This is a genomic window from Bradyrhizobium sp. SZCCHNS3052, assembly GCF_032484495.1.
Classification (GTDB): domain Bacteria; phylum Pseudomonadota; class Alphaproteobacteria; order Rhizobiales; family Xanthobacteraceae; genus Bradyrhizobium.
In genome coordinates, this window is the sequence record NZ_JAUETB010000007.1 from 91668 (window position 1) to 115458 (window position 23791).

23 protein-coding genes are annotated in these 23791 nt (G+C 65.2%); 21 read left to right on the top strand and 2 right to left on the bottom strand.

Annotated elements, in window-relative coordinates:
- Nucleotides 1-47: 47 nt before the first annotated feature.
- Entirely contained in the window at nucleotides 48-698 is a 651-nt protein-coding gene (locus tag QX073_RS21770) for an OmpA family protein (protein WP_315717358.1), read from the bottom strand.
- A gap of 385 nt (nucleotides 699-1083) precedes the next feature.
- On the opposite strand from QX073_RS21770, the gene QX073_RS21775 reads away from it, so the two are divergent.
- From QX073_RS21775 to QX073_RS21790, 4 genes are all read left to right on the top strand, one after another.
- Nucleotides 1084-1314, top strand: a complete 231-nt coding sequence (locus QX073_RS21775; protein WP_315717355.1) for a hypothetical protein — start codon at nucleotides 1084-1086, stop codon at nucleotides 1312-1314.
- Nucleotides 1315-1388: 74 nt separating this feature from the next.
- Nucleotides 1389-2561, top strand: coding sequence for a winged helix-turn-helix domain-containing protein (locus QX073_RS21780; protein WP_316226341.1), 1173 nt, complete (start codon nucleotides 1389-1391; stop codon nucleotides 2559-2561).
- A gap of 125 nt (nucleotides 2562-2686) precedes the next feature.
- Nucleotides 2687-3244: a TetR/AcrR family transcriptional regulator gene (locus tag QX073_RS21785; RefSeq protein ID WP_316226342.1), complete on the top strand. Its 558-nt coding sequence runs from the start codon at nucleotides 2687-2689 to the stop codon at nucleotides 3242-3244.
- Nucleotides 3245-3292: 48 nt separating this feature from the next.
- Entirely contained in the window at nucleotides 3293-4255 is a 963-nt protein-coding gene (locus QX073_RS21790) for an alpha/beta hydrolase (protein WP_316167404.1), read from the top strand.
- Nucleotides 4256-4291: 36 nt separating this feature from the next.
- Here the strand turns inward: QX073_RS21790 and QX073_RS21795 are convergent, their stop codons facing one another.
- Complete coding sequence (locus QX073_RS21795) at nucleotides 4292-4726, bottom strand: DUF2809 domain-containing protein (protein ID WP_410051899.1); 435 nt, start codon at nucleotides 4724-4726, stop codon at nucleotides 4292-4294.
- 128 nt (nucleotides 4727-4854) lie between these two features.
- Between QX073_RS21795 and QX073_RS21800 the strand changes: the two genes are divergently transcribed.
- The 17 genes from QX073_RS21800 to exbB all read left to right on the top strand — a co-directional run bounded on the left by QX073_RS21800 (nucleotide 4855) and on the right by exbB (nucleotide 23788).
- Nucleotides 4855-6186: an MFS transporter gene (locus tag QX073_RS21800; protein WP_316167406.1), complete on the top strand. Its 1332-nt coding sequence runs from the start codon at nucleotides 4855-4857 to the stop codon at nucleotides 6184-6186.
- A 226-nt stretch (nucleotides 6187-6412) separates the two neighbouring features.
- On the top strand, nucleotides 6413-7519 hold the full coding sequence (locus QX073_RS21805) for an efflux RND transporter periplasmic adaptor subunit (protein WP_316167408.1): 1107 nt from the start codon (nucleotides 6413-6415) through the stop codon (nucleotides 7517-7519).
- 266 nt (nucleotides 7520-7785) lie between these two features.
- Entirely contained in the window at nucleotides 7786-10926 is a 3141-nt protein-coding gene (locus tag QX073_RS21810; protein WP_315717348.1) for an efflux RND transporter permease subunit, read from the top strand.
- Between the two features lie 21 nt (nucleotides 10927-10947).
- Nucleotides 10948-11559 (top strand): TetR/AcrR family transcriptional regulator, encoded by a 612-nt coding sequence (locus QX073_RS21815; protein WP_315717347.1) that lies wholly within the window; start codon nucleotides 10948-10950, stop codon nucleotides 11557-11559.
- A 65-nt stretch (nucleotides 11560-11624) separates the two neighbouring features.
- Nucleotides 11625-12248, top strand: coding sequence for a flavin reductase family protein (locus QX073_RS21820; RefSeq protein WP_315717346.1), 624 nt, complete (start codon nucleotides 11625-11627; stop codon nucleotides 12246-12248).
- A gap of 46 nt (nucleotides 12249-12294) precedes the next feature.
- Entirely contained in the window at nucleotides 12295-12723 is a 429-nt protein-coding gene (locus QX073_RS21825) for an acyl-CoA thioesterase (protein WP_315717345.1), read from the top strand.
- A gap of 403 nt (nucleotides 12724-13126) precedes the next feature.
- Nucleotides 13127-13369, top strand: a complete 243-nt coding sequence (locus tag QX073_RS21830) for a hypothetical protein (protein WP_315717344.1) — start codon at nucleotides 13127-13129, stop codon at nucleotides 13367-13369.
- A 160-nt stretch (nucleotides 13370-13529) separates the two neighbouring features.
- The gene (locus tag QX073_RS21835) at nucleotides 13530-13721 is read left to right on the top strand and encodes a hypothetical protein (RefSeq protein ID WP_315717343.1); all 192 of its coding nucleotides are present in this window, start codon (nucleotides 13530-13532) and stop codon (nucleotides 13719-13721) included.
- Between the two features lie 144 nt (nucleotides 13722-13865).
- Nucleotides 13866-14699 (top strand): DeoR/GlpR family DNA-binding transcription regulator, encoded by an 834-nt coding sequence (locus QX073_RS21840; RefSeq protein WP_316192127.1) that lies wholly within the window; start codon nucleotides 13866-13868, stop codon nucleotides 14697-14699.
- A 153-nt stretch (nucleotides 14700-14852) separates the two neighbouring features.
- On the top strand, nucleotides 14853-16406 hold the full coding sequence (gene glpD / locus QX073_RS21845) for a glycerol-3-phosphate dehydrogenase (RefSeq protein ID WP_316226343.1): 1554 nt from the start codon (nucleotides 14853-14855) through the stop codon (nucleotides 16404-16406).
- Nucleotides 16403-17485, top strand: coding sequence for an ABC transporter ATP-binding protein (locus QX073_RS21850; protein ID WP_315717340.1), 1083 nt, complete (start codon nucleotides 16403-16405; stop codon nucleotides 17483-17485). Before glpD ends, QX073_RS21850 begins: the two co-directional genes overlap by 4 nt.
- A gap of 12 nt (nucleotides 17486-17497) precedes the next feature.
- Nucleotides 17498-18580: an ABC transporter ATP-binding protein gene (locus QX073_RS21855; RefSeq protein ID WP_315717339.1), complete on the top strand. Its 1083-nt coding sequence runs from the start codon at nucleotides 17498-17500 to the stop codon at nucleotides 18578-18580.
- A gap of 3 nt (nucleotides 18581-18583) precedes the next feature.
- The gene (locus QX073_RS21860) at nucleotides 18584-19486 is read left to right on the top strand and encodes a sugar ABC transporter permease (RefSeq protein WP_315717338.1); all 903 of its coding nucleotides are present in this window, start codon (nucleotides 18584-18586) and stop codon (nucleotides 19484-19486) included.
- Complete coding sequence (locus tag QX073_RS21865; protein WP_315717337.1) at nucleotides 19486-20292, top strand: carbohydrate ABC transporter permease; 807 nt, start codon at nucleotides 19486-19488, stop codon at nucleotides 20290-20292. Before QX073_RS21860 ends, QX073_RS21865 begins: the two co-directional genes overlap by 1 nt.
- Before the next feature lie 187 nt (nucleotides 20293-20479).
- Nucleotides 20480-20809 (top strand): DUF2160 domain-containing protein, encoded by a 330-nt coding sequence (locus QX073_RS21870; RefSeq protein WP_315717336.1) that lies wholly within the window; start codon nucleotides 20480-20482, stop codon nucleotides 20807-20809.
- 123 nt (nucleotides 20810-20932) lie between these two features.
- Nucleotides 20933-22675 carry an ABC transporter substrate-binding protein gene (locus QX073_RS21875; protein WP_315717375.1) on the top strand — a complete coding sequence of 581 codons (1743 nt, stop codon included), beginning with the start codon at nucleotides 20933-20935 and terminating at the stop codon, nucleotides 22673-22675.
- Nucleotides 22676-23011: 336 nt separating this feature from the next.
- Nucleotides 23012-23788: a tonB-system energizer ExbB gene (gene exbB, locus QX073_RS21880; RefSeq protein WP_316226344.1), complete on the top strand. Its 777-nt coding sequence runs from the start codon at nucleotides 23012-23014 to the stop codon at nucleotides 23786-23788.
- Nucleotides 23789-23791 lie beyond the last annotated feature (3 nt).

Genomic DNA, 23791 nt, shown 5'->3' on the forward strand with positions numbered 1-23791 from the left:
CGCCCGCCAGGGACCGTGGGCAGGCGGGGCGATGCGCGGCGGAGCGCTCACTTCGCCGCGGTTTTGGTGTCCATGTTGACGACCTGGACCCGCCGGTTGAGCGGATCGGCCGGGTTGGCCGCGTCCTTGAGCTTGGTCTTGCCATAGCCGACCGTGACGAGGTCCTGGCCGGGGAGGGCGAACTTCTCGACCAGATAGCGCTTGATGGTGTCGGCACGGCGCTCGGAGAGATCCTGGTTGAAGCCGTCGCTGCCGATGCCGTCGGTATGGCCGGCGACCACGAAGGTCGAGCCCTTCAGGTTCGGATCGGACAGCGCCTTGCCGAGCTCCTGCACGGCCGGCATCGAGGCCTTGCTGATCTCGGCCGAGTTGTAGTCGAACTGGATCTCGAGATCGATCTTGGGCTTGGTGGCCGCGATCTCGGCAATCTGCTCGCGCTCGCCGAGCGACAGCGAGCGGGTCTTGCGGTTGCGCATGCTGTCGATGAAGGCCGCTTGCTTCGCCTGCGCTGCCGCGTCGGCCTGCGGGGTCGCCTGCGGTCCGACCGAAATGCCGCGCGTCACGGCCTTCGGCTTCAGCGCGTTGAGGATCTTGTCGGCCGACACGGCCTCGCCGGCGAGCGCGGTGCCTGCGCCGATCGCCAGCATGGCGGAGAACGCCGCCGCCTGAACTGCAAAGCGTCCAAAATATGGGGTCATCGTCGTTATCCTCGGGTCGTCATGCCCTATGGCCATTGGATGCGTGAACGATAGAACGGGTTCAAAGCATCAAATGTGATCGACGTCACGTTGCCGGACCGGGCGGCCCTTGAGGGGCGAAGCGAGTGGTCCGCGGGATGCGCCGCGCGCTGCCGCAAAGCGATCGGCAGGTGGCCGGTCCGCGAACAACAAATCGGCCAGATGCGGTTCTACCGGATAGCGCTCGCCGGGAAAAAATCGCAAACCTGAGGGACGCGAACGGCGAGTGGATTCGTAGTCAAAGAAACGCGAACAGAAAAGCAAAGCCGTGTTCAACCCATCGCACAGGCGCGACTATCAGTCCCATCGGGCAAGCAGTCAGGATCAGACGGGATCAGTGGGTTCCATGTCGACGCTGATCGGAGCTGGCATCATTGCGGCATCGATCCTGCTGTCGACGCTGATCACTGCGGTCGGCAACCGCTATGTCGGCCTGGAAAGTCCCTCCGAGGATACGGCCTGGCTGGTCGACCGCCTGACCGGCCGCATCTACAAGTGCCGTGCGCCGGATCCCGGCCGCGCCAGCTGCAAGGCCGAGATCGCCACCGGCAGCATTCCGGACAAGTCCAAGCCTTGAGGTTCCGCTAGGGGATCTCGCCGGCCTGATTTGCCGTTGCGGGAGCGGGGGCGAATCTCGCACCATTGCGCGGCATGCCCGCCGTTTCCACGCCCATCCCGCTCCCCAAGCCGCAGGCGCGCCGCATCTGGCTGCGCGCGCAGCGGCTCGATGCCGAGGCGCCGTTCGGCGCGGGCCCCGAGGCGGTCGCCGCCGCCATTGCCCATCTCGGCTATGTGCAGATCGACACCATCAACGTCATCGAGCGCTGCCATCACCACATCCTGTTCAGCCGCATTCCCGCCTATCGCCGCGCCGATCTCAGGCAGGCGCAGAGCACCGACAAGACCGTCTTCGAATATTGGACCCACGCGCTGTCCTATATTCCGGTGCAGGACTTCCGCTACTTCGTTCCGGCGATGCGCCGCCACCGCCGCGAGGGCCATCGCTGGCTCACGACCGTGAAGCCTGAGGATACGCGCAAGGTCATGCGGCTGATCCGCCAAGGCGGCGCGCTGACGATCCGCGACATCGACGACGACGTTCTGCGCGAGAAGGACCACGCCTGGGCCAGCCGCAAGCCGTCGAAGCGCGCGCTGCAGCTCGGCTTCTACGAGGGCGTGCTGACGGTGTCAGGCCGCGACGGCATGCTCAAGACCTACGACCTCACCACCCGGCATTTCGGCTGGGAACGGCTGCCGAAGGGCGCCAATGATCGCGAGATCGCGGCCTATCTGCTCGACCGCGGCCTGCGCGCGCAAGGCGTCGTCAGCCTCGATTCGCTCTGCCATCTCAATGCGCCGAGCAAAGCCGCGGTGCGCCGGGTCATCGATGCCAGGGTCCGGCGCGGCGAGCTGCTGCCGGTGACGGCGGAGGGCGCCGGCAAGCAGGAGCACTGGATCACGCCTGCTGCATTGGCAGCGCCGATCGAGATCGATCCGGCGCGCGTGCACATTCTGTCGCCGTTCGATCCGCTGATCATCCAGCGCAAGCGGACGCAGGCGATCTTCGACTACGATCATCGCTTCGAGGCCTATGTCCCGAAGGACAAGCGCCTGTTCGGCTATTTCGCGCTGCCCGTCCTGGTCGGCGACGAGATCGTCGCCGCGCTCGACCTCAAGACCGACCGCCAGAACGGCAAGCTCCTGATGCAGAAATGGAGCTGGGTCGGCCAGGGCAAGGCCGCGCGTGGCGAGCGGCGCAAGGCGCTGAAGCGGCAGATCGAGGATGAGCTGCACCGGTTCCAGAAGTTTCAGCTTGGAGATTGAGGCCGGGAGCAACGGGTCCGTTTTCGCTTGAATTGGGAATGATTGTTTCCTATTATCCGGCCATGATGAAGTCTCCGAAGGATGCCGTCGAGCGCCGTGGGCCTGGCCGGCCGCGCGAGTTTGACATGGACACCGCCTTGAGCAGGGCGCTGGTGGTCTTCAGCGAGCGCGGCTACCACGCGGCGTCGCTGGCCGAGCTACGCGCCGCGATGAAGCTCGCGACGGGAAGTCTCTACAAGGCGTTCCAGGACAAGCGCGCGATCTTCCTCGCGACACTCGATTACTACATCGCGCGGCGTGACCGACAGGTGCGCGAACGTCTCGATGCGCAGCACAGCGGCCGCGACAAGCTGCGGGCCTTGCTGCAGTTCTATGCCGAGTCCGCCAGTGACGGCGAGGGCCGGCGCGGCTGCATGGTCGTCACCAGCGCGGCGGAGCTCGCCACCTTGGATGCGGAGGCCGCCGCCAAGGTCCGCGGGGCGATGCGCCGGGTTGAGAGCCTGGTGTGCGATCTGATCAAGCTCGGACAATCCGACGGATCGATCCGGCCGAATCTCGACGCGGAAGCCGTGGCTGGCGCTCTTTTCTGTGTAATCCAGGGGCTGCGGGTGGTCGGCAAGACGGGGCGTGCCAAGAGCGAGATGATGAGCGTCGCAAATCAAGCCGCGACCTTGTTCGCGTGACATCGTGCCAAATTAGGAAACATTTGTTCTATAATAAGGAGAATGATCGTGCCCGAGTTGATGAACGCCATCTCTGCCCAAAGTCCGTCGCGCCTGGTCGCGGCTGAGCCGTTCTGTCGCGCCGAGCCCTCGTTGCCGGGATTCACCCACCGCTTCGAGACAGTCGAGGGTGTCAGGCTGCACTATGTCAGCGGTGGCCCGCCGGATGGCGAGGTGGTGGTGCTGCTCGCAGGCTTCCCCGAAAGCTGGTTTGCCTGGCGCAAGGTCATGCCGCTGCTCGGGTCGCGCTATCGGGTCATCGCGCCGGATCTCCCGGGGCAGGGCGACTCGGACCGGCCAGCGGAAGGCTACGACACGCAGGCCCTGGCCACGGCGGTGCATCGCCTGCTGCAGCAGCTCGGCGTCACCAGCTATCATCTGGTGGCCCATGATATCGGCGCGTGGGTGGCCTATCCCTATGCGGCCCTGTTCGAAGCCGAGGTGCGCAGTCTGGCCCTGCTCGATGCAGGAATTCCGGGCGTCACCTTGCCCGAGGCGCTGCCGTTCGCGCCCGACCGCGCGTGGCGCACCTGGCACTTCGCGTTCCACGCCGTCGCGGATCTCCCGGAGATGCTGATCCATGGCCGCGAACGCGACTATCTCGCGTGGTTCCTGCGCCGCAAAGGGGCCGATCCCCAGGCGTTCTCCGAAAGCGATCTCGACGAATACGCCCGCGTGCTGACCAAGGCCGGCGGCTTGCGCGCCGGGCTCGCTTATTATCGTGCCGCCGCACTGTCCGCGCTTCAGAACCGCGAGCTGAAACAAAGGGGCAAGCTGAAGCCGCCGGTGCTGGCCGTCGGTGCCGACCAGGGATCGATCGTGGACATGGCCGCGCCGCTCAGGGAGGTCGCCGATCACGTCGAGGGCATCATCATCTCCGGGTGCGGTCACTACATTCCGGAAGAACAGCCTGCCATCCTGGCGGAGGAGCTGAAGGCCTTCTTCGGCCGCGCCGGCGCGGGGCCGATCTGAGCTGTCGGTTGATATCGCGGCCTGCCGTGGACAGGCCTATGCCGCAGCAGGCCGCGTCGCGCATCGGTCGATCCAGATGCCGATGACGACGCCGACGACATAGGCCGCGATGTTCCACAGCGAGAAGATCCGTCCGAGCAGCAGCGCGCCGGCCAAGGTCAAGCGGAAGCTGTCGAGCCAGGGCGTGTGGATCAGCCTGGAGGCTTCGACGATGGCGGCGATTGCGATCGCGAGCCCGCCAATCAGCCGCCACGACATCAGCGGGAGCAGTGCGACGAGCAGCAGATGGACCATCGTCGCCCAGAGCACCGAGCCGCCATACTTGACGATGAAGGCGGGAAGGCCGAGGCCGAGACCATGGAAGCGCAGGCCGAGCCCGAGCGCGATCATGATCAGTGCCGTCGCAAACGCCATCGCGGCGCGGCGGCGCTTGCCGGCGCGCGGCGGCCGCCAGGAGGATAGCGGCGTCATGCGCGCGCCGCGCCCCCGCGATGCGCCGGTGGGCTGTGGGATGTCAGGTTTTCCGATTGACTTGCCACGACCGATGCTCAACACCGCCTTCAACTATCAATGTCCAGAAAGCTCCCGGGAGGAGATCGATGAGTCCGTCCGCCACCACTCCGGCCGCACCCGGCCGCTCCGACATCGAGGCCGCGACCATCCGCGCGATCTCCTGGCGGCTGATTCCGTTTCTGGTGCTCGCCTATTTCTTCTCCTATCTGGATCGCGTCAATCTCGGCTTCGCCGCGCTGACCATGAACGCGGAGCTGAAATTCTCGCCGCTGGTGTTCGCCTGGGGCGCGGGCATCTTCTTCATCGGCTATTTCATCTTCGAGGTGCCGAGCAATCTCGCGCTGGAGAAGTTCGGCGCCAGCCGCTGGATCGCCCGCATCATGGTGACCTGGGGGATCATCTCGGCGCTGATGGCCGTGGTCTCCGGCCCCTGGAGCTTCTACACGCTGCGCTTCCTGCTCGGCGTCGCCGAGGCCGGATTCTTTCCCGGCATCATCCTCTATCTCACTTACTGGTATCCCGCGCAGTATCGCGCGCGCTTCCTCGCCGCCTTCGCGGTTGCCGTGCCGATTTCGACCGTCATCGGCGCGCCCGTCTCCGGCCTGCTGCTCGGCATGCACGGCCTGATGGGGCTGCAGGGCTGGCAGTGGCTGTTCATCATCGAGGGAATTCCGTCCATCATCCTCGGCGTCGTCACCTGGTTCTATTTGACCGACCGGCCGGAGCACGCGACCTGGCTGTCGGCGGAGCAGAAGGCCTGGCTCGCGGCAAGGCTCGAGGCCGAAACGGCGGCGAAGCAGGCCGCCGGACACATGACGCTCGGTGAGGCGCTGGCGTCGCCCAAGGTGATCGTGCTCAGCCTGATCTATTTCGGCTTCGTCGGCGCGCTCTACGGCATGCAGTTCTGGCTGCCGCAGATCGTCAAGGCGTTCGGACTGACCAATGTGCAGACCGGCTTCGTCACCGCGATCCCCTATGCGTTCGGCACCGTCGCGATGATCCTGTGGGCGCGGCATTCCGATGCGACGCGCGAGCGCGTGATCCATGTCGGCGCGCCGCTGATCCTGATCGCTGTCGCGCTGGCCGCCTCGAGCGTGATCGGCGATCCCACGCTCACCATGGTCGCGCTGACGGTCGCCGCGATCGGCGTGTTCTGCGTCTTCGGCGTGTTCTGGACACTGCCCACGGCGTGGCTGTCGGGCACGGCAGCGGCCGGCGCCATCGCGCTGATCAACTCGATCGGCAATCTCGCCGGCTTCGGCGGTCCCTATCTGGTCGGCTGGATCAAGGACACCACCGGCTCCACCACCCACGGCCTGCTCGCGCTGTCGGTGTTGCCGCTGATCGCCGGGCTGCTCGTGTTCTTCGGCGGCCATGAGAGCAGGGTCGAATTCGCGGACCAGGCGCCGGCGGAGTGAGTCCCACGTGCATGCTGTGATCGGCATTCGGCTTTCGACCGTTGTCCGGCACGGCCCCGAAAGGACGGCGGGGGTGGGCATTGACGCAGTTCAGAGCCCGCCTGCCGCGCCAATGAGCACCTGCGGCAACATTGTCCAGATGTTCACGAAGTCATGATCACTGACGAATATTGACAATCGTCACTCAACATTCGACACTTCCTCGCAACTGCAGCGAGGGTGCCCCATGTTGATCCGCCTGATTTTCGCGAGCTATTCCAAGCTGTTGACTGGTCTTGCGCTGGCCACCATGGCCGTCGCCCTGGCCGGGTGCAATGAAACCGTCGCCCAGAAAGCCGAGCCAATCCGGCCGGTACTGGTCGCCCCCGTGCATTACGAGGCCGAGACGCCTGAACGCAGCTTCGTCGGCACCATCAGGCCGCGCATCGAGGCCGATATCGGCTTCCGCGTCGCCGGCAAGGTCGCCAAGCGCCTGGTCGAGGTCGGCCAGACCGTCGATGTCGGCCAGCCGCTCGCCACGCTCGACGAGGTCGACCTGAAGCTCCAGGCCGAGCAGGCCGAAGCCGAATTCCGCGCCGCCACCGGCGTGCTTGCGCAGGCGTCCGCCGCCGAGACCCGAGCCAAGGAGCTGCGGGCCAAGGGCTGGACCACCGATGCTCAGATGGACCAGGCCAGGGCGTCCGCCGACGAGGCGAGGGCACGGCTCAACCGTGCCGAACGCTCGGTCGAGCTGACCCGCAACTCGCTGTCCTACGCGACGCTGGTTGCGGACGCGCGCGGTGTCGTCACCGCGAGCATGATCGAGCCAGGCGTGGTCGTTGCCGCCGGCCAGGCGGCGATCCGTGTCGCGCGTTTCGCAGAGAAGGAGGCGGTGGTCGCGATCCCGGAGACCCTGCTCGAACGCGCCAAGACCGGTAGCGCCTACGTCACGCTGTGGTCGGAAGCCGACAAGAAATATGCGGCGAAGCTGCGCGAGATCGCGCCCACCGCCGATTCCGCGACGCGCACCTATCTCGCCAAGTTCTCGCTGCCGGACGCCGGCGAAGCCGTCTCGCTCGGTATGACCGCGACCTTGACGCTCGCCGATCCCGCCACCACGCGCGTCGCGCGGCTGCCGCTGTCGGCGCTGTTCAGCGAGGGCCGCGATCCGTCGCTCTATGTCGTCAACGACAAGGGCGAGGTGACGCTGAAGCCGGTGAAGGTGAAGGCCTATGACAGCAAGGATGTGCTCGTCACGTCAGGCGTCGACGAGGGCGACAAGGTCGTGGCGCTCGGCGTGCAGAAGATCGATCCCGCCCAGAAGGTGCGGGTCGTGTCAGCGCTGACGTTCTAGTTCTCCTGTCGTTCCGGGCGCACGCAGTGCGAACCCGGAACCTCGAGATTCCGGGTTCGATGCTTCGCATCGCCCCGGAATGACGAAAGTAATGGTTGTCATTGCGAGGAGCGAAGCGACGAAGCAATCCAGACTGTTTCCACGGAAGGATTCCTGGATTGCTTCCACCGTCGCCCTTCGGGCTATGGCGGACAAGTCGCTTCGCTCGCAATGACGATCACTGAGAATGGCCTGGAATAGCGATATCGGATCATCGGAGAGCACCCATGAAGCGGTTCAACCTGTCGGCCTGGGCGGTCAATCATCCGCCGCTGGTGCTGTTCCTGATCATCGCGCTCGGCGTCGCCGGCTTCTTCTCCTATCAGAAGCTCGGCCGTGCCGAAGATCCGTTCTTCACCGTCAAGGTCGTCAACGTCTCGGTGATGTGGCCGGGCGCGACGGCGGCCGAGATGCAGAGCCAGGTCGCCGACCCCATCGAGAAGAAGCTGCAGGAGCTGCCTTACTTCGAGAAGGTGCAGACCTATTCGAAGCCGGCCTTCACCGCGATGCAGGTGACCTTCCGCGATTCGACGCCGCCGGCAGAGGTGCCGCATCTGTTCTACCTGATCCGCAAGAAGCTCGACGACGTGCAGTCGTCGCTGCCGTCGGGCATCGTCGGGCCGTTCGTCAATGACGAGTTCTCCGACGTCGATTCCATCTTGTTCATGATGACCGGCGACGGCGCCGATTATGCGCAATTGAAGAAGACCGCCGAAGGCCTGCGCCAGCGCCTGCTCAAGGTCACCGGCGTCACCAAGGTCAATCTCTACGGCACCCAGGACGAGCGCATCTATGTCGAGTTCAGCCATGCCAAGCTCGCCACGCTCGGCATCACACCGCAGGCCCTGTTCGATTCGTTGGCCAAGCAGAACAATGTGACCCCGGCCGGCACGGTCGAGACCTCGTCGCAGCGCGTGCCGCTGCGCGTTACCGGCGCGCTCGACGGCGCCAAGGCGGTGGCGGAGACGCCGGTCGAAAGCAACGGACGCGTGTTCCGGCTCGGCGACATCGCGACCGTCACCCACGGCTACGTCGATCCGCCGAGCTTCAAGGTGCGGCAGGAGGGCAAGCCCGCGCTCGGCATCGGCGTGGTCACGGCCAAGGAGGCCAACATCCTGGAGCTCGGCAAGGAGGTGCACGCCGCCGCCGACGATTTCATGAAGGCGGTGCCGCAGGGCATCGAGATCGAGCAGATCGCAGACCAGCCCAAGGTGGTCGAGCACGCCGTCAGCGAGTTCGTGCACTCGTTCGTCGAGGCGCTGGTGATCGTGCTGTTCGTCTCGTTCCTGGCGCTGGGATGGCGCACCGGCATCGTGGTGGCGCTGTCGGTGCCGCTGGTGCTCGGACTCGTCTTCATCGTCATGAACATCATGGGGCTCAACCTGCACCGCATCTCGCTCGGCGCCCTCATCATCGCGCTCGGCCTGCTGGTCGACGATGCCATCATCGCGGTCGAGATGATGGTGGTGAAGATGGAGCAGGGCTGGGACCGGATGCGCGCCGCGTCGTTTGCCTGGGAATCCACCGCGTTCCCGATGCTGACCGGCACCCTGGTCACGGCCGCCGGCTTCCTGCCGATCGGCTTTGCCAATTCGGCGGTCGGCGAATATGCCGGCAGCATCTTCTGGATCGTCGCCATCGCGCTGGTCGCGTCGTGGTTCGTCGCGGTGATCTTCACGCCCTATATCGGCGTCAAGCTGCTGCCCGACATCAAGGTTCATCACGACCATGATGAGCACGCGATCTACGATACGCGCATGTATCGCGGCCTGCGCCGCGTGATCCGCTGGTGCGTCGATCACCGCATCACCACAGTCGCTGCGACGGTCGGCGTGTTCGCGGCATCGATCGTGGCCTTCGGCCACGTCCAGCAGCAGTTCTTCCCGCTGTCGGAACGCCCCGAGCTGTTCCTGCAGTTGCGGCTGCCGGAGGGCACCGCATTCGGTGTCACCGAGAAGGCTGCCAAATCAGCAGAGAAGCTGCTCAAGGACGACAAGGACATCGAGACCTACACCGCCTATGTCGGGCAGGGCTCGCCGCGGTTCTGGCTCGGCCTCAACCCGCAACTTCCGAACGAGGCCTTCGCCGAGATCGTGATCGTCGCCAAGGACGTCGCCGCGCGCGAGCGCATCAAGGCCAAGATCGAGACCGCGGCTGCGAATGGCGAGCTGAACGAAGCGCGCGTCCGCGTCGATCGCTTCAATTTCGGTCCGCCGGTCGGCTTCCCGGTCCAGTTCCGCGTCATTGGCCCGGATGCGGCGAAGGTGCGCGAGATCGCCCATCAGGTGCGCGACGTCATGCGCCAGAACCCGAATGTCAGGGATCCGCAGCTCGACTGGAACGAGCAGTCGCCCTACCTCAAGCTGGTCGTCGACCAGGATCGTGCCCGCGCGCTCGGCCTGACCCCGCAGGACGTGTCGCAGTCGCTGGCGATGCTGATCTCCGGCGTGCAGGTCACGACCATCCGTGACGGCATCGAGAAGGTCGGCGTCGTCGCCCGTGCGGCGCCGTCCGAACGGCTGGATCTCGCCCATGTCGGCGACCTCACCATCACCTCGAAGAACGGCGTGGCCGTGCCGCTGCAGCAGATCGCCAAGATCGAGTATTCCCACGAGGAGCCGATCCTGTGGCGTCGCAACCGCGACATGGCGATCACGGTGCGCGCCGACGTGGCGGATGGCGTCCAGGCGCCGGATGTCACCAACCAGATCTCGCCGAAGCTGCAGGATATCCGCAACCACCTCGCGCCCGCCTACCGGATCGAGGCCGGCGGCGCGTTCGAGGAATCCGCCAAGGGCAATGCCTCGATCTTCGTGCTGTTTCCGCTGATGGTCATCGTGATGCTGACCCTGCTGATGATCCAGCTGCAGAGCTTCTCACGGCTGATCCTGGTGTTCCTGACCGCGCCGCTCGGCATCGTCGGCGCCTCGCTCGGGCTCAATGTCGCCAACGCGCCGTTCGGCTTCGTGGCGCTGCTCGGCCTGATCGCGCTCGCCGGCATGATCATGCGCAACGCGGTGATCCTGGTCGATCAGATCGAGACCGACGTTGCCCATGGCCTGACCCGTAAGGAGGCGATCATCGAGGCCACGGTGCGCCGTGCCCGCCCCGTGGTGCTGACCGCGCTCGCCGCGATCCTCGCCATGATCCCGCTGTCGCGCTCGGCGTTCTGGGGCCCGATGGCGATCACCATCATGGGCGGGTTGTTCGTTGCAACCTTCCTGACGCTGCTGTACTTGCCTGGATTGTATGCCCTATGGTTCCGCAAGAGTCTGGACGAGCGCGGAGCGAAAGACGCGGATCATTCCGCAGCGCAGCACACTGACGTGCCGAGGCCCGCGCTTCCTCTGGCCGAGGCCGCCGAATGAAGGACCAACAAGATCGCAGGCATGATGACCCTGGTTTCCGACCATATCGAATCCGATACGCACGAGCGCATTCTCGTCGTTGCTGAGCGCCTGTTTCGACAGATCGGCTACCAGAAGACGACCGTCGCCGACATCGCCAAGGAGCTCCGTATGAGCCCGGCGAATGTCTACCGGTTCTTCGACTCCAAGAAGGCGATCCACCGGGGGGTCGCCCACACGCTGATGGCCCAGGTCGAGGCGGCCGCCATCATGATCGCGGAGCGGCCCGGCCCGGCGGCGCCGCGGCTGCGCGAGCTGCTCGGCACGATCCATCGCATGAACACCGAGCGCTATGTCGGCGACAGCAAGCTGCACGAGATGGTCGCGGTGGCGATGGAGGAGAGCTGGGACGTCTGCGAGGCGCACATGCTGCTGATCACCGAAATCATCGGCCGGGTGATCGGGCAGGGCGCGGCGTCCGGCGAATTCGCGGTCACCGATCTGCCGCTGGCGGCAAAATGTGCGACGACCGCGATGATGCGCTTCTTCCATCCGCAGATGATCGCGCAATGCGCGACCAAGCCGGGCCCGACGATCGACGAGATGATCGATTTCGTGCTGTCAGGCCTTGGTTCCAGGCGCGCTGCAAGCTAAGTTCGCCGTCATTCGAGCGAAGCTTCGTCGCTTGCGCTCCCCGCAATGACGGAAGGGACGACGGCGTGACCGAACGGGATCTGCATTTCTACGAACCGAAGAACGGCCACGGCCTGCGCCACGATCCCTTCAACGCCATCGTCGCGCCGCGTCCGATCGGCTGGATCTCGTCGCGTGATCCGGACGGTCACGTCAACCTTGCGCCGTACAGCTTTTTCAACGCCTTCAACTACACGCCGCCGATCATCGGCTTCTCCTCGACGCAGTGGAAGGACTCGGTCGCCAACATCCAGGACACCGGCGAGTTCGTCTGGAACCTGGTGACGCGCGGCCTGGCGACGCAGATGAATGCGACCGCCGCGCATGTCGCGCGCGAGGTCGACGAGTTCAAGCTTGCGGGCGTGACGCCGGTAGCTTGCAAGTTCGTCAACGTGCCGCGCGTCGGCGAAAGCCCTGTCGCGTTCGAGTGCAAGGTGACGCAGATCATCCAGCTGCAGGGCGCCGACGGTGCCAAGGCGCAGGCCTGGCTGACGCTCGGCGAGGTGGTCGGCGTGCATATCGACAAGACGCTGATCAAGGATGGCGTCTACCAGACGGCGCTGGCGCATCCGATCGTCCGTGCCGGGCGTCGCGGCGACTATTTCGAGATCATGCAGGAGGCGATGTTCGAAATGGCGAGGCCGGACTGACGGACTTGCGCCTCTTGAACGCTGCTGCAATTGGAGACCACCCGACGTGACCGAAGCGACCGTCCATGCCGCGCTGTCCGCGCCGACCGAGCCCCGCGGCGATCTCTGCATCCGCACCCTGGCGATGCCGGCCGACACCAATGCCAATGGCGACATCTTCGGCGGCTGGCTGCTCAGCCAGATGGACGTCGGCGGCGGCGTGTACGCCGCCAAGGTCGCGAAGTCGCGCACGGTGACGGTCGCGATCGAGGCGATGAACTTCCGCAAGGCGGTGTATGTCGGCGATCTCGTTTCGGTCTATGCGCATCTCGTCCGCGTCGGCCGCACCTCGATGACAGTGCGTCTCGAAGCCTGGGTGCTGCGCCGGAAGGAGGAGCAGCCGATCCTCGTCACCGACGGCAACTTCACCTACGTGTCGATCGACGACGATGGCCGGCCGCAGCCGATCCGGCGCGACGGCTCCGTCACAGCCTGATCACATTCGCGGTCTGTCGGCGCAAGTAACCTCTGTTAATCCGCCGCATATGTCGCTCGCTCGGCATAAGGAACCGCGATCCGGCGATGCGCGTTTGTTTGGGTCGGGCGGGACGGAGACGCGAAGGCCGAGCATGCGCGCTCGGCGGCTGCCGCGATCACTCTCGCGCGAGATGCGCCTTGTCCACAGGACGGGCGTCTTTACGATAATTGCAAGTTCTGGTTGCTTGGCTGCGCGTTGCCGCGTCTCTGCCGTATTGCGCGCTTCGAGTGACACATTCGGACGAGCAGCGCTGACGGCAGTTCGTTTTCGATCCACAAGGCAAAAAATGCCAGCCGGAAAAAATTGCCGGCACAGAGGAAACGGCGGGGGCGTGTTGCGCGAACAGGGTGGGAGGAAGTCCATGTCGGACGTTGACGAGAAACTGACCTTGCAGGTCCTGAAGAAGCTGCAGCAGCGGCTTCTCCACGCCGAGCGCAGGATTTGCGTCTACGAGAATCAGCTCAGCGCGTTTCGTGAACATCACGTCGAGGTGTTGAGGGATCTGCGCACGATCTATCAGTTGCTCGGTCAGCATCAACACCGTCTCGGCGGAGCCGATGCGTCGCTGCGCAAGGTGACGCTCGTGCCGGATGATCCGCACTGATTCGGCAAGGGGTCACGGCGTGAGTGCGTGCAGCGCAGCCAACATAACATCCACACAATTTCCTGTTGGCATTCACATCGGAATGGCCGGTGGCTCCCTGCACGGAACATTCGTCATGGAGCTCGGTTATACGCCCCGGAATGAACGACGGGATTGCGCAATGTCCGACACCTACATCATCGAGGTCAGCTCCCAGGCGGCGGGGATCGTCGTCCGCGACCGCGGCGGCTTCCGCTTCTTCGCGGCGTCCCATCGCTTCAATGCCCTCGAGGGCCAGGTGTTTCGCAATGCCCGCGAAGCCGAACGCGCCGCGATTCGGCTCGTGACCGGCGAGCTGAGCGCAGCCGCCTGAGCAGACGGGCGCACGCGGTGGACGTCGGCCGGACCAGACCGCGCGCGACGTTTCAGGCGATTGCTGCGATGCGCCCAGTGCTTGCCGATTGACGCTTGACTCGATCAGCATCACCATGGTGCAGCTTGTCCCCGAAAGCTTGCCATGGCCGTCCTCTCTCAACGCCAGACCGACATCCTCAACATCGCGCGCGCCTCCGGCCGCGTCATGGTGGAGGATCTCGCGCGCCGCTTCGAAGTCTCGGCCCAGACCATCCGCAAGGACCTCAACGATCTGTGCGAGCAGCGCGCGCTGACGCGCATCCATGGCGGGGCCATCATCGCCTCCGGGGTCGAGAATCTCGCCTACGAGGCGCGGCGCTTCGTCGCTGCCGAGGAGAAGAAGGCGATCGGTGCGGTCGCAGCCGCGCGGATTCCGAACGGCTCCTCGCTGTTCATCAATATCGGCACCACGACGGAGGAGGTGGCGAGCGCGCTGTCGTCGCACCAGGACCTGCTCGTCATCACCAACAATCTCAACGTCGCGATGCTGCTCTATCCGCATCCGCGCATCGAGGTGATCGTGGCCGGCGGCACGGTGCGGCGCTCAGACGGCGGCGTGATCGGATCGACCGCGACGCAGCTGATCGGCCAGTTCAAGGTCGACTATGCGATCATCGGCGCATCCGCGATCGACGAGGAAGGCGCGCTGCTCGACTTCGACTATCGCGAGGTCCAGGTGGCGCAGGCGATCATCGCCAATGCCCGCAGCGTGATGCTGGTGGCCGATTCCACCAAGCTCCACCGCAGCGCGCCGGTGCGCATCGCCCATCTCAGCCAGATCCAGACCTTCGTCACCGACCGGCCGCTGCCGGACGGACTGGCCAGCCTCTGCCATAGCCGCGGCATCGAGGTGGTCTCGGCGATGTCCGCCGACGAGGCCGACGACGCCGCAGAGGCAACCGAAACGGCGGGGTCCGCCGTGCTCCGCCGCGCCTGACTTTCCGCCACTCTCGCAGGCTCCTTGATCCCGGTTTGGGCAGGTTTTGCCCAACCGCGGCCCAACATGCGAATTTCGATTTGCTTTCACTTTCGTTTGTGTTTAACTCGAAACCGAAAGTGAAATCGCCGCAGTCAAGGCGATTGCCGGGGGATGCGTCTGTTGGAGCGGATCTACGACCTCGCCATTATCGGAGGCGGCGTGAACGGTTGCGGCATCGCGCGCGATGCGGCCGGACGCGGAAATTCCGTTTTCCTTTGTGAAATGAATGATCTGGCGAGCGGAACCTCGTCCTGGTCGACCAAGCTCGTGCATGGCGGCCTGCGCTATCTCGAATATTACGAGTTCCGGCTGGTCCGCGAGGCGCTGATCGAGCGCGAAGTCCTGTGGCAGATCGCGCCCCACATCATCCGTCCGCTGCGCTTCGTGCTGCCGCATCATTCGGGGCTGCGCCCGGCCTGGCTGCTGCGCCTCGGCCTGTTCCTCTATGACCATCTCGGCGGCCGCAAGCTGCTGCCGCCGACGCGGTCGGTGAACCTGCGCAGCGACGAGGTCGGCCGCCCCTTGATCCCCGGGCGCTACAGCAAGGGCTTCGAATATTCCGACTGCTTCGTCGACGATGCGCGTCTGGTCGTGCTGACCGCGCGGGATGCTGCCGATCGCGGCGCCGTCATCCGCACCCGCGCGCGCGCGACCGAGATCCGTCAGGATGGCAGCCATTGGCTGGTCACGACCGATAACATGCAGACCGGCGAGCGCGAGACCATCAAGGCGCGCGCGCTGGTCAATGCCGCCGGTCCCTGGGTCGAGCAGGTGCTGGCGACCGGCGCCGGCGTCAATGCCAAGGCCAAGGTGCGGCTGGTGCAGGGCTCGCACATCGTGGTGCGCAAGCTCTACGATCACGATCGCGCCTACATCTTCCAGAACGCCGACGGCCGTATCATCTTCGCCATTCCCTATCAGCAGGATTTCACGCTGATCGGCACCACCGATCGCGACTATCAGGGTGATCCGGCCAAGGTGAAGGCGACCGACGAGGAGATCGCCTATCTCTGCGCCGCGCTCGGGGAATATCTCGCCAAGCCGGTGACGCCGGCCGACGTTGTGTGGAGCTATTCCGGCGTGCGGCCACTCTATGACGACGGCGCCAGCGAGGCCAAGGCGGCGACCCGCGACTACGTGTTCGAGCTCGATACGCCCGGCGGCTTGCCGCTGCTGTCGATCTATGGCGGCAAGATCACCACCTACCGGCGCCTGTCGGAAGAGGCGCTGGAGCGTCTCGCGCCCTATCTGAAAGGGGGCAAGGCGGAGGAGGGATGGACCGGCAAGGCGTCGCTGCCCGGCGGCGACATGAAGGTTTCGGCCGTCGGGCCGTTGATTGCGGATCTCCGCAAGACCTATCCGTTCCTGTCGGATGCACATGCGAAGCGGATCGCCCATGCCTATGGCACGCGGGCTGCGGCCATGCTCGCCGGTGCGACATCTTTGGCCGATCTCGGCCAGGATTTCGGTGGCACCTTGACGGAGCGTGAAGTCAGGTACCTGATGACGAACGAGTGGGCGTTGACGGCCGAGGACATCGTGTGGCGGCGATCGAAGCTGGGGTTGCGGATGTCGGCGGCTGAGATCGCCGCGCTCGATGCGTGGATCACAGCCAATCGCGAGCGCTCCGCCGTGCCGGCGCGTGAGGCGGGAGGGCGCGCATGAGCGTGACGCTCGATCACGTCTCCCGAATTGTCGACGGCGTGACCACCATTCGCGACGTCTCGCTGACGTTGCAGCGCGGTACGCTGAGCGTGCTGCTCGGGCCGACGCTGTCCGGCAAGACCTCGATCATGCGCCTGCTCGCCGGCCTCGACCGGCCGACCACGGGGCGGGTGCTGGTCGACGGCAAGGACGTCACCGGCGCCGACGTGCGGCAGCGCTCGGTCGCGATGGTCTATCAGCAGTTCATCAACTATCCCTCGCTCTCGGTCTATGAGAACATCGCTTCGCCGCTGCGCGTGCAAGGCAAGTCGCGCCAGGAGATCGAGAAGCGCGTGGCGGAAGCAGCCCGGCTGCTCCGGCTCGAGCCCTATCTGAAGCGTACGCCGCTGCAGCTCTCCGGCGGCCAGCAGCAGCGCACCGCGATCGCGCGCGCCCTGGTGAAGGGTGCGGACCTCGTGCTGTTGGACGAGCCGCTCGCCAATCTCGACTACAAGCTGCGCGAGGAGCTGCGCACCGAGCTGCCGCGCATCTTCGAGGCATCCGGCGCGATCTTCGTCTACGCCACCACCGAGCCGTCGGAGGCGCTGCTGCTCGGCGGCCGCACCATCTGCATGTGGGAAGGGCAGGCGCTGCAGGCCGGCGATACCGCGGCCGTGTATCGCCGACCCGACACCTTGCGTGTCGGCCAGGTGTTCTCGGACCCGCCGATGAATACGGTCGAGATCCAGAAGCGCGGCGAGAGCGTGGAGTACGCCGGCGGGGTCAAGGCGCCGGCGGTAGGCCTCTATGCTGATCTGCCCGATGGCGCCTACCGCGTCGGCTTCCGCCCGCATCAGCTCGGGCTTGGCAAAGGCGACGGCAGCCACGGCCGCCATGCCTTTCCTGCGATCGTCTCGGTCACCGAGATCACGGGATCGGAGAGCTTCGTGCATCTGACGCGCGACGGCATGAACTGGGTCTCCGTGCTGCACGGCGTCCATGAATACGAGCCCGGCGAGATCCTCGACGCGGTGCTCGATCCGTCCAATGTGTTCGTGTTCGACGCCGGCGACCGCCTGGTCGCCGCGCCGGCGATCTGAGGGAGATGCCGCATGGCCCGCATTGACCTCGTCGATCTCGCCCACGCCTACAACGGCAACAGCGGCGATATCGAGAGCTACGCGCTGAAGCCGGTGACGATGACCTGGCGCCAGGGCGGCGCCTATGCGCTGCTCGGCCCGTCCGGCTGCGGCAAGACCACGCTGCTCAACCTGATCTCCGGCATTCTGACGCCCTCGCACGGCAAGATCCTGTTCGACGGCACCGACATCACCAAAGCCTCGACCCGCGAGCGCAACATCGCGCAGGTGTTCCAGTTTCCGGTGATCTACGACACGATGACGGTCGGCGAGAACCTCGCCTTTCCGCTCAAGAACCGCGGCGTGCCGAAAGCGGAGATCGACAAGCGCGTCGCCGAGATCGCGCGGCTCTTGGACCTGACGCCGGACCTCCATCGCAAGGCGACACGGCTCACCGCCGACGCCAAGCAGAAGATCTCGCTCGGCCGCGGCCTGGTGCGCTCCGACGTCGCCGCCGTGTTGTTCGACGAGCCGCTGACCGTGATCGATCCCGAGCTGAAATGGCAGCTCCGCTCGAAGCTGAAGGCGCTGCATCGCGAGCTCGACCTGACGATGATCTACGTCACCCACGACCAGACCGAGGCGCTGACCTTCGCCGACACCGTCGTCGTGATGCACGACGGCCGCGTCGTGCAGAGCGGCACGCCGGCGGAATTGTTCGACAAGCCCGCGCACACCTTCGTCGGCTACTTCATCGGCTCGCCCGGCATGAACATCCTCTCCGCCGAGGTGAAGGGCCGCGAGGCCCGCATCGATGGCCACACCCTGACGCTGTCGCGCAGCTACGACGCGCTGCCGGCCGGCGCCAAGATCGAGATCGGCGTCCGCCCGGAATTCGTCGATGTCGCTCAGCCCGGACCGGGCCTGCTCGACGCCAATATCGAGCGCGTCGACGATCTCGGCCGCATCCGGTTCGCGCGCGTCCGCGTCGGCGACGTCAAGTTCGCCGCGCGCCTGCCGGCCGGCTTCTCGCCGCAGGGCTCGGCGATCGGGCTGAAGTTCGATCCAGCCTATGTCCACGTCTATGCCGACAGCCGTCTCGTCGAGGGAGCCTGAGTGATGGACAAGACCATCAACAACAAGGCCTGGTTCCTGGTGCTGCCGGTGTTCCTGCTGGTGGCGTTCTCCGCTGTCCTGCCGCTGATGACGGTGGTGAACTATTCGATGCAGGACACGTTCGGCAACAACCAGTTCTTCTGGAATGGCGTCGGCTGGTTCAAGGAGCTGCTCGATCCCTCGACCGATCTCGGCGGCCGCTTCCTCGCCTCGCTCGGGCGTAACCTGATCTTCTCGCTCGCGATCCTGGCCATCGAGGTTCCGCTCGGAATCGTCGTGGCGCTGTCGATGCCGCGGGGCGGATGGACCGTGGCGTTCTGCCTCGTCGTGCTGGCGCTGCCGCTTCTGATTCCGTGGAACGTGGTCGGCACGATCTGGCAGATCTTCGGCCGCTCCGACATCGGCCTGCTCGGCTACACGCTCAACGCCATCGGCCTGGACTACAATTACGTCTCCAACGACGCCGACGCCTGGTTCACGGTCATCTTGATGGACGTCTGGCACTGGACCAGCCTGGTAGCGCTGCTGTGCTATGCCGGCCTGAAGTCGATCCCCGACGCCTATTACCAGGCTGCCCAGATCGACGGCGCCTCGCGCTGGGCGGTGTTCACCGCGATCCAGCTGCCCAAGATGCATCGCGTGCTGCTGATCGCCGTGCTGCTGCGCTTCATGGACAGCTTCATGATCTACACCGAGCCGTTCGTCGTCACAGGCGGCGGGCCGGGCAATTCGACGACCTTCATCTCGATCGAGCTCGTCAAGATCGCGCTCGGCCAGTTCGATCTCGGCAAGGCGGCTGCCCTGTCGCTGGTCTACAATCTGATCATCCTGATCGTCTGCTGGGTGTTCTACACCATCATGACCAATGCCGGCGCCGAGCGGCGGCCGGTGAAAGGGGGCGCGTGATGAACACCATTCCGGGCCGTCGGATCATCATCTCGCTATTCCTGGTCTTCCTGCTGTTGCCGATCTACTGGCTCGTCAACATGAGCTTCAAGACCAACAACGAGATCGTCACCACGATGAACTTGTGGCCGCATCAGCCGACGCTGGCCAACTACATGCGCATCTTCACCGACGAGAGCTGGTATTCCGGCTACATCAACTCGCTGAAATACGTGATCATCAACACGGTGATCTCGATCCTCGTGGCGCTGCCGGCGGCCTATGCATTCTCGCGGTACCGCTTCCTTGGCGACAAGCACCTGTTCTTCTGGCTGCTGTCGAACCGCATGGCGCCGGCTGCGGTCTACGCGCTGCCGTTCTTCAATCTGTATTCGGCGATCGGCCTGTTCGATACGCCCTGGGCGGTGGCGCTGGCGCATTGCATCTTCAATATCCCGCTCGCGGTCTGGATCCTCGAAGGCTTCGTGTCGTCTGTGCCGCGCGAGATCGACGAGACGGCGTTCCTCGACGGCTACTCGTTTCCGCGCTTCTTCGTGAAGATCCTGGTGCCGCTGATCGCGAGCGGCATCGGCGTCGCCGCCTTCTTCTGCTTCATGTTCTCCTGGGTCGAACTGCTGCTCGCGCGCACGCTGACCTCCGTCGACGCCAAGCCGATCTCGGCGGTGATGACGCGCACCGTCTCGGCGTCCGGAATGGATTGGGGCCTGCTCGCGGCTGCCGGCGTGCTCACGATCATCCCCGGCGCGCTCGTCATCTGGTTCGTCCGCAACTACATCGCGCGCGGCTTCGCGCTGGGACGGGTGTGATGACGCACGCTTGTTGCCACGGCCTCCGTTCCGCCTCCCCCGCTTGCGGGGGAGGCCGTATCGCATCGTCAGATGCGATACGGGTGGGGGCATCTCTCCTCTCGGGTGCTCCGACGCGCGGCGCCCCCACCCCAACCCTCCCCCGCAAGCGGGGGAGGGGGCCCATTACCGCCTGGAGCCGATAGCCATGAACAGCATCGCATGGATGGCATGGACCTTGCCGACCGCGATCTTCTTTGCTGCGCTCGCATGCACGCTCGGCGTCATGATCGTGCTCGCCGCGCGCTACCCGGAGGCCGAGCGGGTCGGCGTACTGCGCATCCCGACCACGCGCGGCGACCGGCTGTTCATCTCGCTGATCTCGGCCGCCGTCATTCATCTCGTATGGATCGGTCTGGTCGGCACCGACACGATTGCGACCTTGCCGATCGGCGAGGAAGGGTTTGAGGTTTCGAGCCTGTGGCTCGCGACCGCAATTTCGCTTGCATCAGCCGTTGCGATCTTCCGCACCGTCTGACGCAGGTGAAAAGGGGCAGATCCGGGGGCAACCCGGACCTGGATACGTCTGTCGCTCAAGGAGGAAAGCATGCGACACTTGAAACCTAGGAAGCATCACCTGACCAAGGCGAGCTATCTCGCGATGACCAGCGCTGCTGCGCTGTTCGCCGCCACTATGACGCTGTCCGTGCCGGCACGTGCGGACGACGCCACGATCCAGAAGTGGATCGACAGCGAATTCCAGCCTTCGACGCTGTCGAAGGAAGAGCAGAAGAAGGAGCTCGAGTGGTTCGCGAAGGCCGCCGAGCCCTTCAAGGGCATGGAGATCAACGTCGTCTCCGAGACCATCACGACTCACGAATACGAGTCGAAGACTCTCGCCAAGGCGTTCAGCGAAATCACCGGCATCAAGCTCAAGCACGACATCATCCAGGAAGGTGACGTCGTCGAGAAGCTGCAGACCCAGATGCAGTCCGGCAAGAACGTCTATGACGGCTGGATCAACGACTCCGACCTGATCGGCACCCACTTCCGCTACGGCCAGACGATCGCGCTGTCGGACTACATGAAGGGCGAGGGCAAGGACGTCACCGATCCGATGCTCGACGTCAACGACTTCATCGGCAAGTCGTTCACGACCGCTCCGGACGGCAAGCTCTATCAGCTGCCCGACCAGCAGTTCGCGAACCTGTATTGGTTCCGCTACGACTGGTTCACCAATCCGGACTACAAGGCCAAGTTCAAGGCCAAGTATGGCTACGACCTCGGCGTGCCCGTGAACTGGTCGGCCTATGAGGACATCGCCGAGTTCTTCACCAACGACATCAAGGAGATCAACGGCGTCAAGGTCTATGGCCACATGGACTATGGCAAGAAGGATCCCTCGCTCGGCTGGCGCTTCACCGACGCCTGGCTGTCGATGGCCGGCAACGGCGACAAGGGCATCCCGAACGGCCTGCCGGTCGACGAATGGGGCATCCGCATGGAAGGTTGCCGTCCGGTCGGCTCGTCGATCGAGCGCGGCGGTGACACCAACGGCCCGGCGGCCGTCTACTCGATCGCGAAGTATCTCGACTGGATGAAGAAGTATGCGCCGCCGCAGGCGCAGGGCATGACCTTCTCCGAGGCCGGTCCGGTCCCGGCGCAGGGCAACGTCGCTCAGCAGATCTTCTGGTACACCGCCTTCACCGCCGACATGGTGAAGCCCGGCCTGCCGGTCGTGAATGCGGACGGCACGCCGAAGTGGCGCATGGCGCCGTCGCCGCATGGCGCGTACTGGAAGGAGGGCATGAAGCTCGGCTACCAGGACGCCGGTTCTGCGACGCTCTTGAAGTCGACCCCGCCGGATCGCCGCAAGGCCGCCTGGCTGTACCTGCAGTTCATCGTCTCCAAGACGGTGTCGCTGAAGAAGAGCCATGTCGGCCTCACCTTCATCCGTGAATCCGACATCTGGGACAAGTCGTTCACCGAGCGTGCGCCGAAGCTCGGCGGCCTGATCGAGTTCTACCGCTCGCCCGCGCGCGTGCAGTGGACCCCGACCGGCAACAACGTGCCCGACTATCCGAAGCTGGCGCAGCTGTGGTGGCAGAACATCGGCGATGCGTCGTCCGGTGCGAAGACCCCGCAGCAGGCGATGGACGCGCTCGCGGCCGCTCAGGACTCCGTCCTCGAGCGTCTGGAGAAGTCCAAGGTCCAGGGCGAGTGCGGTCCGAAGCTGAACAAGAAGGAATCGGCCGAGTTCTGGTTCAACAAGTCGGCCAAGGACGGCAACATCGCTCCGCAGCGCAAGCTCGCGAACGAGAAGCCGAAGGGCGAGACGATCGACTACGACACCCTGATCAAGTCGTGGCCGGCCACCCCGCCGAAGCGCGCCGAGGCGAAGTGAGCCAACGCTCTGAAGTCATCGCCCGGCTCGACCGGGCGATCCCATCACGAAGGCCGGGAGCAATCCCGGCCTTTTCTTTTGGCCCAGAGGTGAGGGGCTTCCCGTTCCATTCGGGAATTATTCCCGTGTCGCCGGGGACAACTTCCACGCAGCAAGTGCCTTGAAGCCGGTGGGGACAGGCGGCACTCTTTGACGATCGGGCATGTCGCGATCTTCGCCGTGACTTTGCCCCAACGACACGAAACAACAAGGCCTCGACACGATCCGGCATGGCCTCATGCGATCCACGCCGGCATCGCGATCACCAAACGTTCGGGCCACCGAGGGAGCACGGCCATGGATCAGGCGCACATCGCCAATATCGCGAGCACGCTGCCGGAGGCGTTGTCGCCCTGGACCATGTTCATGCAGGCCGACATCGTTGTGAAGTCGGTGATGATCGGGCTGGCGCTGGCTTCAGTCGCAACCTGGACCGTTCTGGTGGTGAAGACGATTCAGCTCCGCGCGGCGCTGCGCACCTCGCGCAGCGCGCTCGGCATCGCGATGACCGCGCGCGCGCTGTCGGATGCGACGGGGCGCATTTCCGCCGACGACGGTGTGGTCGGCCGGCTGCTGGCCGTCGCCGATGACGAAATCGACAAGTCGCGTGGCCTCCCCGCCGATGGCATCAAGGAGCGCGTCTCCTGGCAGTTCGAGCGGATCGAGGCGGCGGCGGTGGCGCGCATCGGCCGCGGCATCGGCATTCTCGCCACCGTCGGCGCGGTCGGGCCGTTCGTCGGCCTGTTCGGCACGGTCTGGGGCATCATGAACAGCTTCATCGGCATCTCGCATGCGCATACGACCAACCTTGCGGTGGTCGCGCCGGGCATCGCGGAGGCGCTGCTCGCTACCGCCTTCGGCCTTGCTGCCGCGATTCCCGCGGTCGTGATCTACAACCTGTTCGCGCGCGCCACCGGCGGCTATCGCGCCGTCATCGCCGATGCGTCGGTCGCGGTGATGCGGCTGCTCAGCCGCGATCTCGACCGGCAGCACGCCGGTCCCCTCGAAGCCCGGCGGAGCGCGATCCGCGCGGTCGACGCGCCGCTGCTGTCGATCGCCAATCCGGCGGAGTGAGCC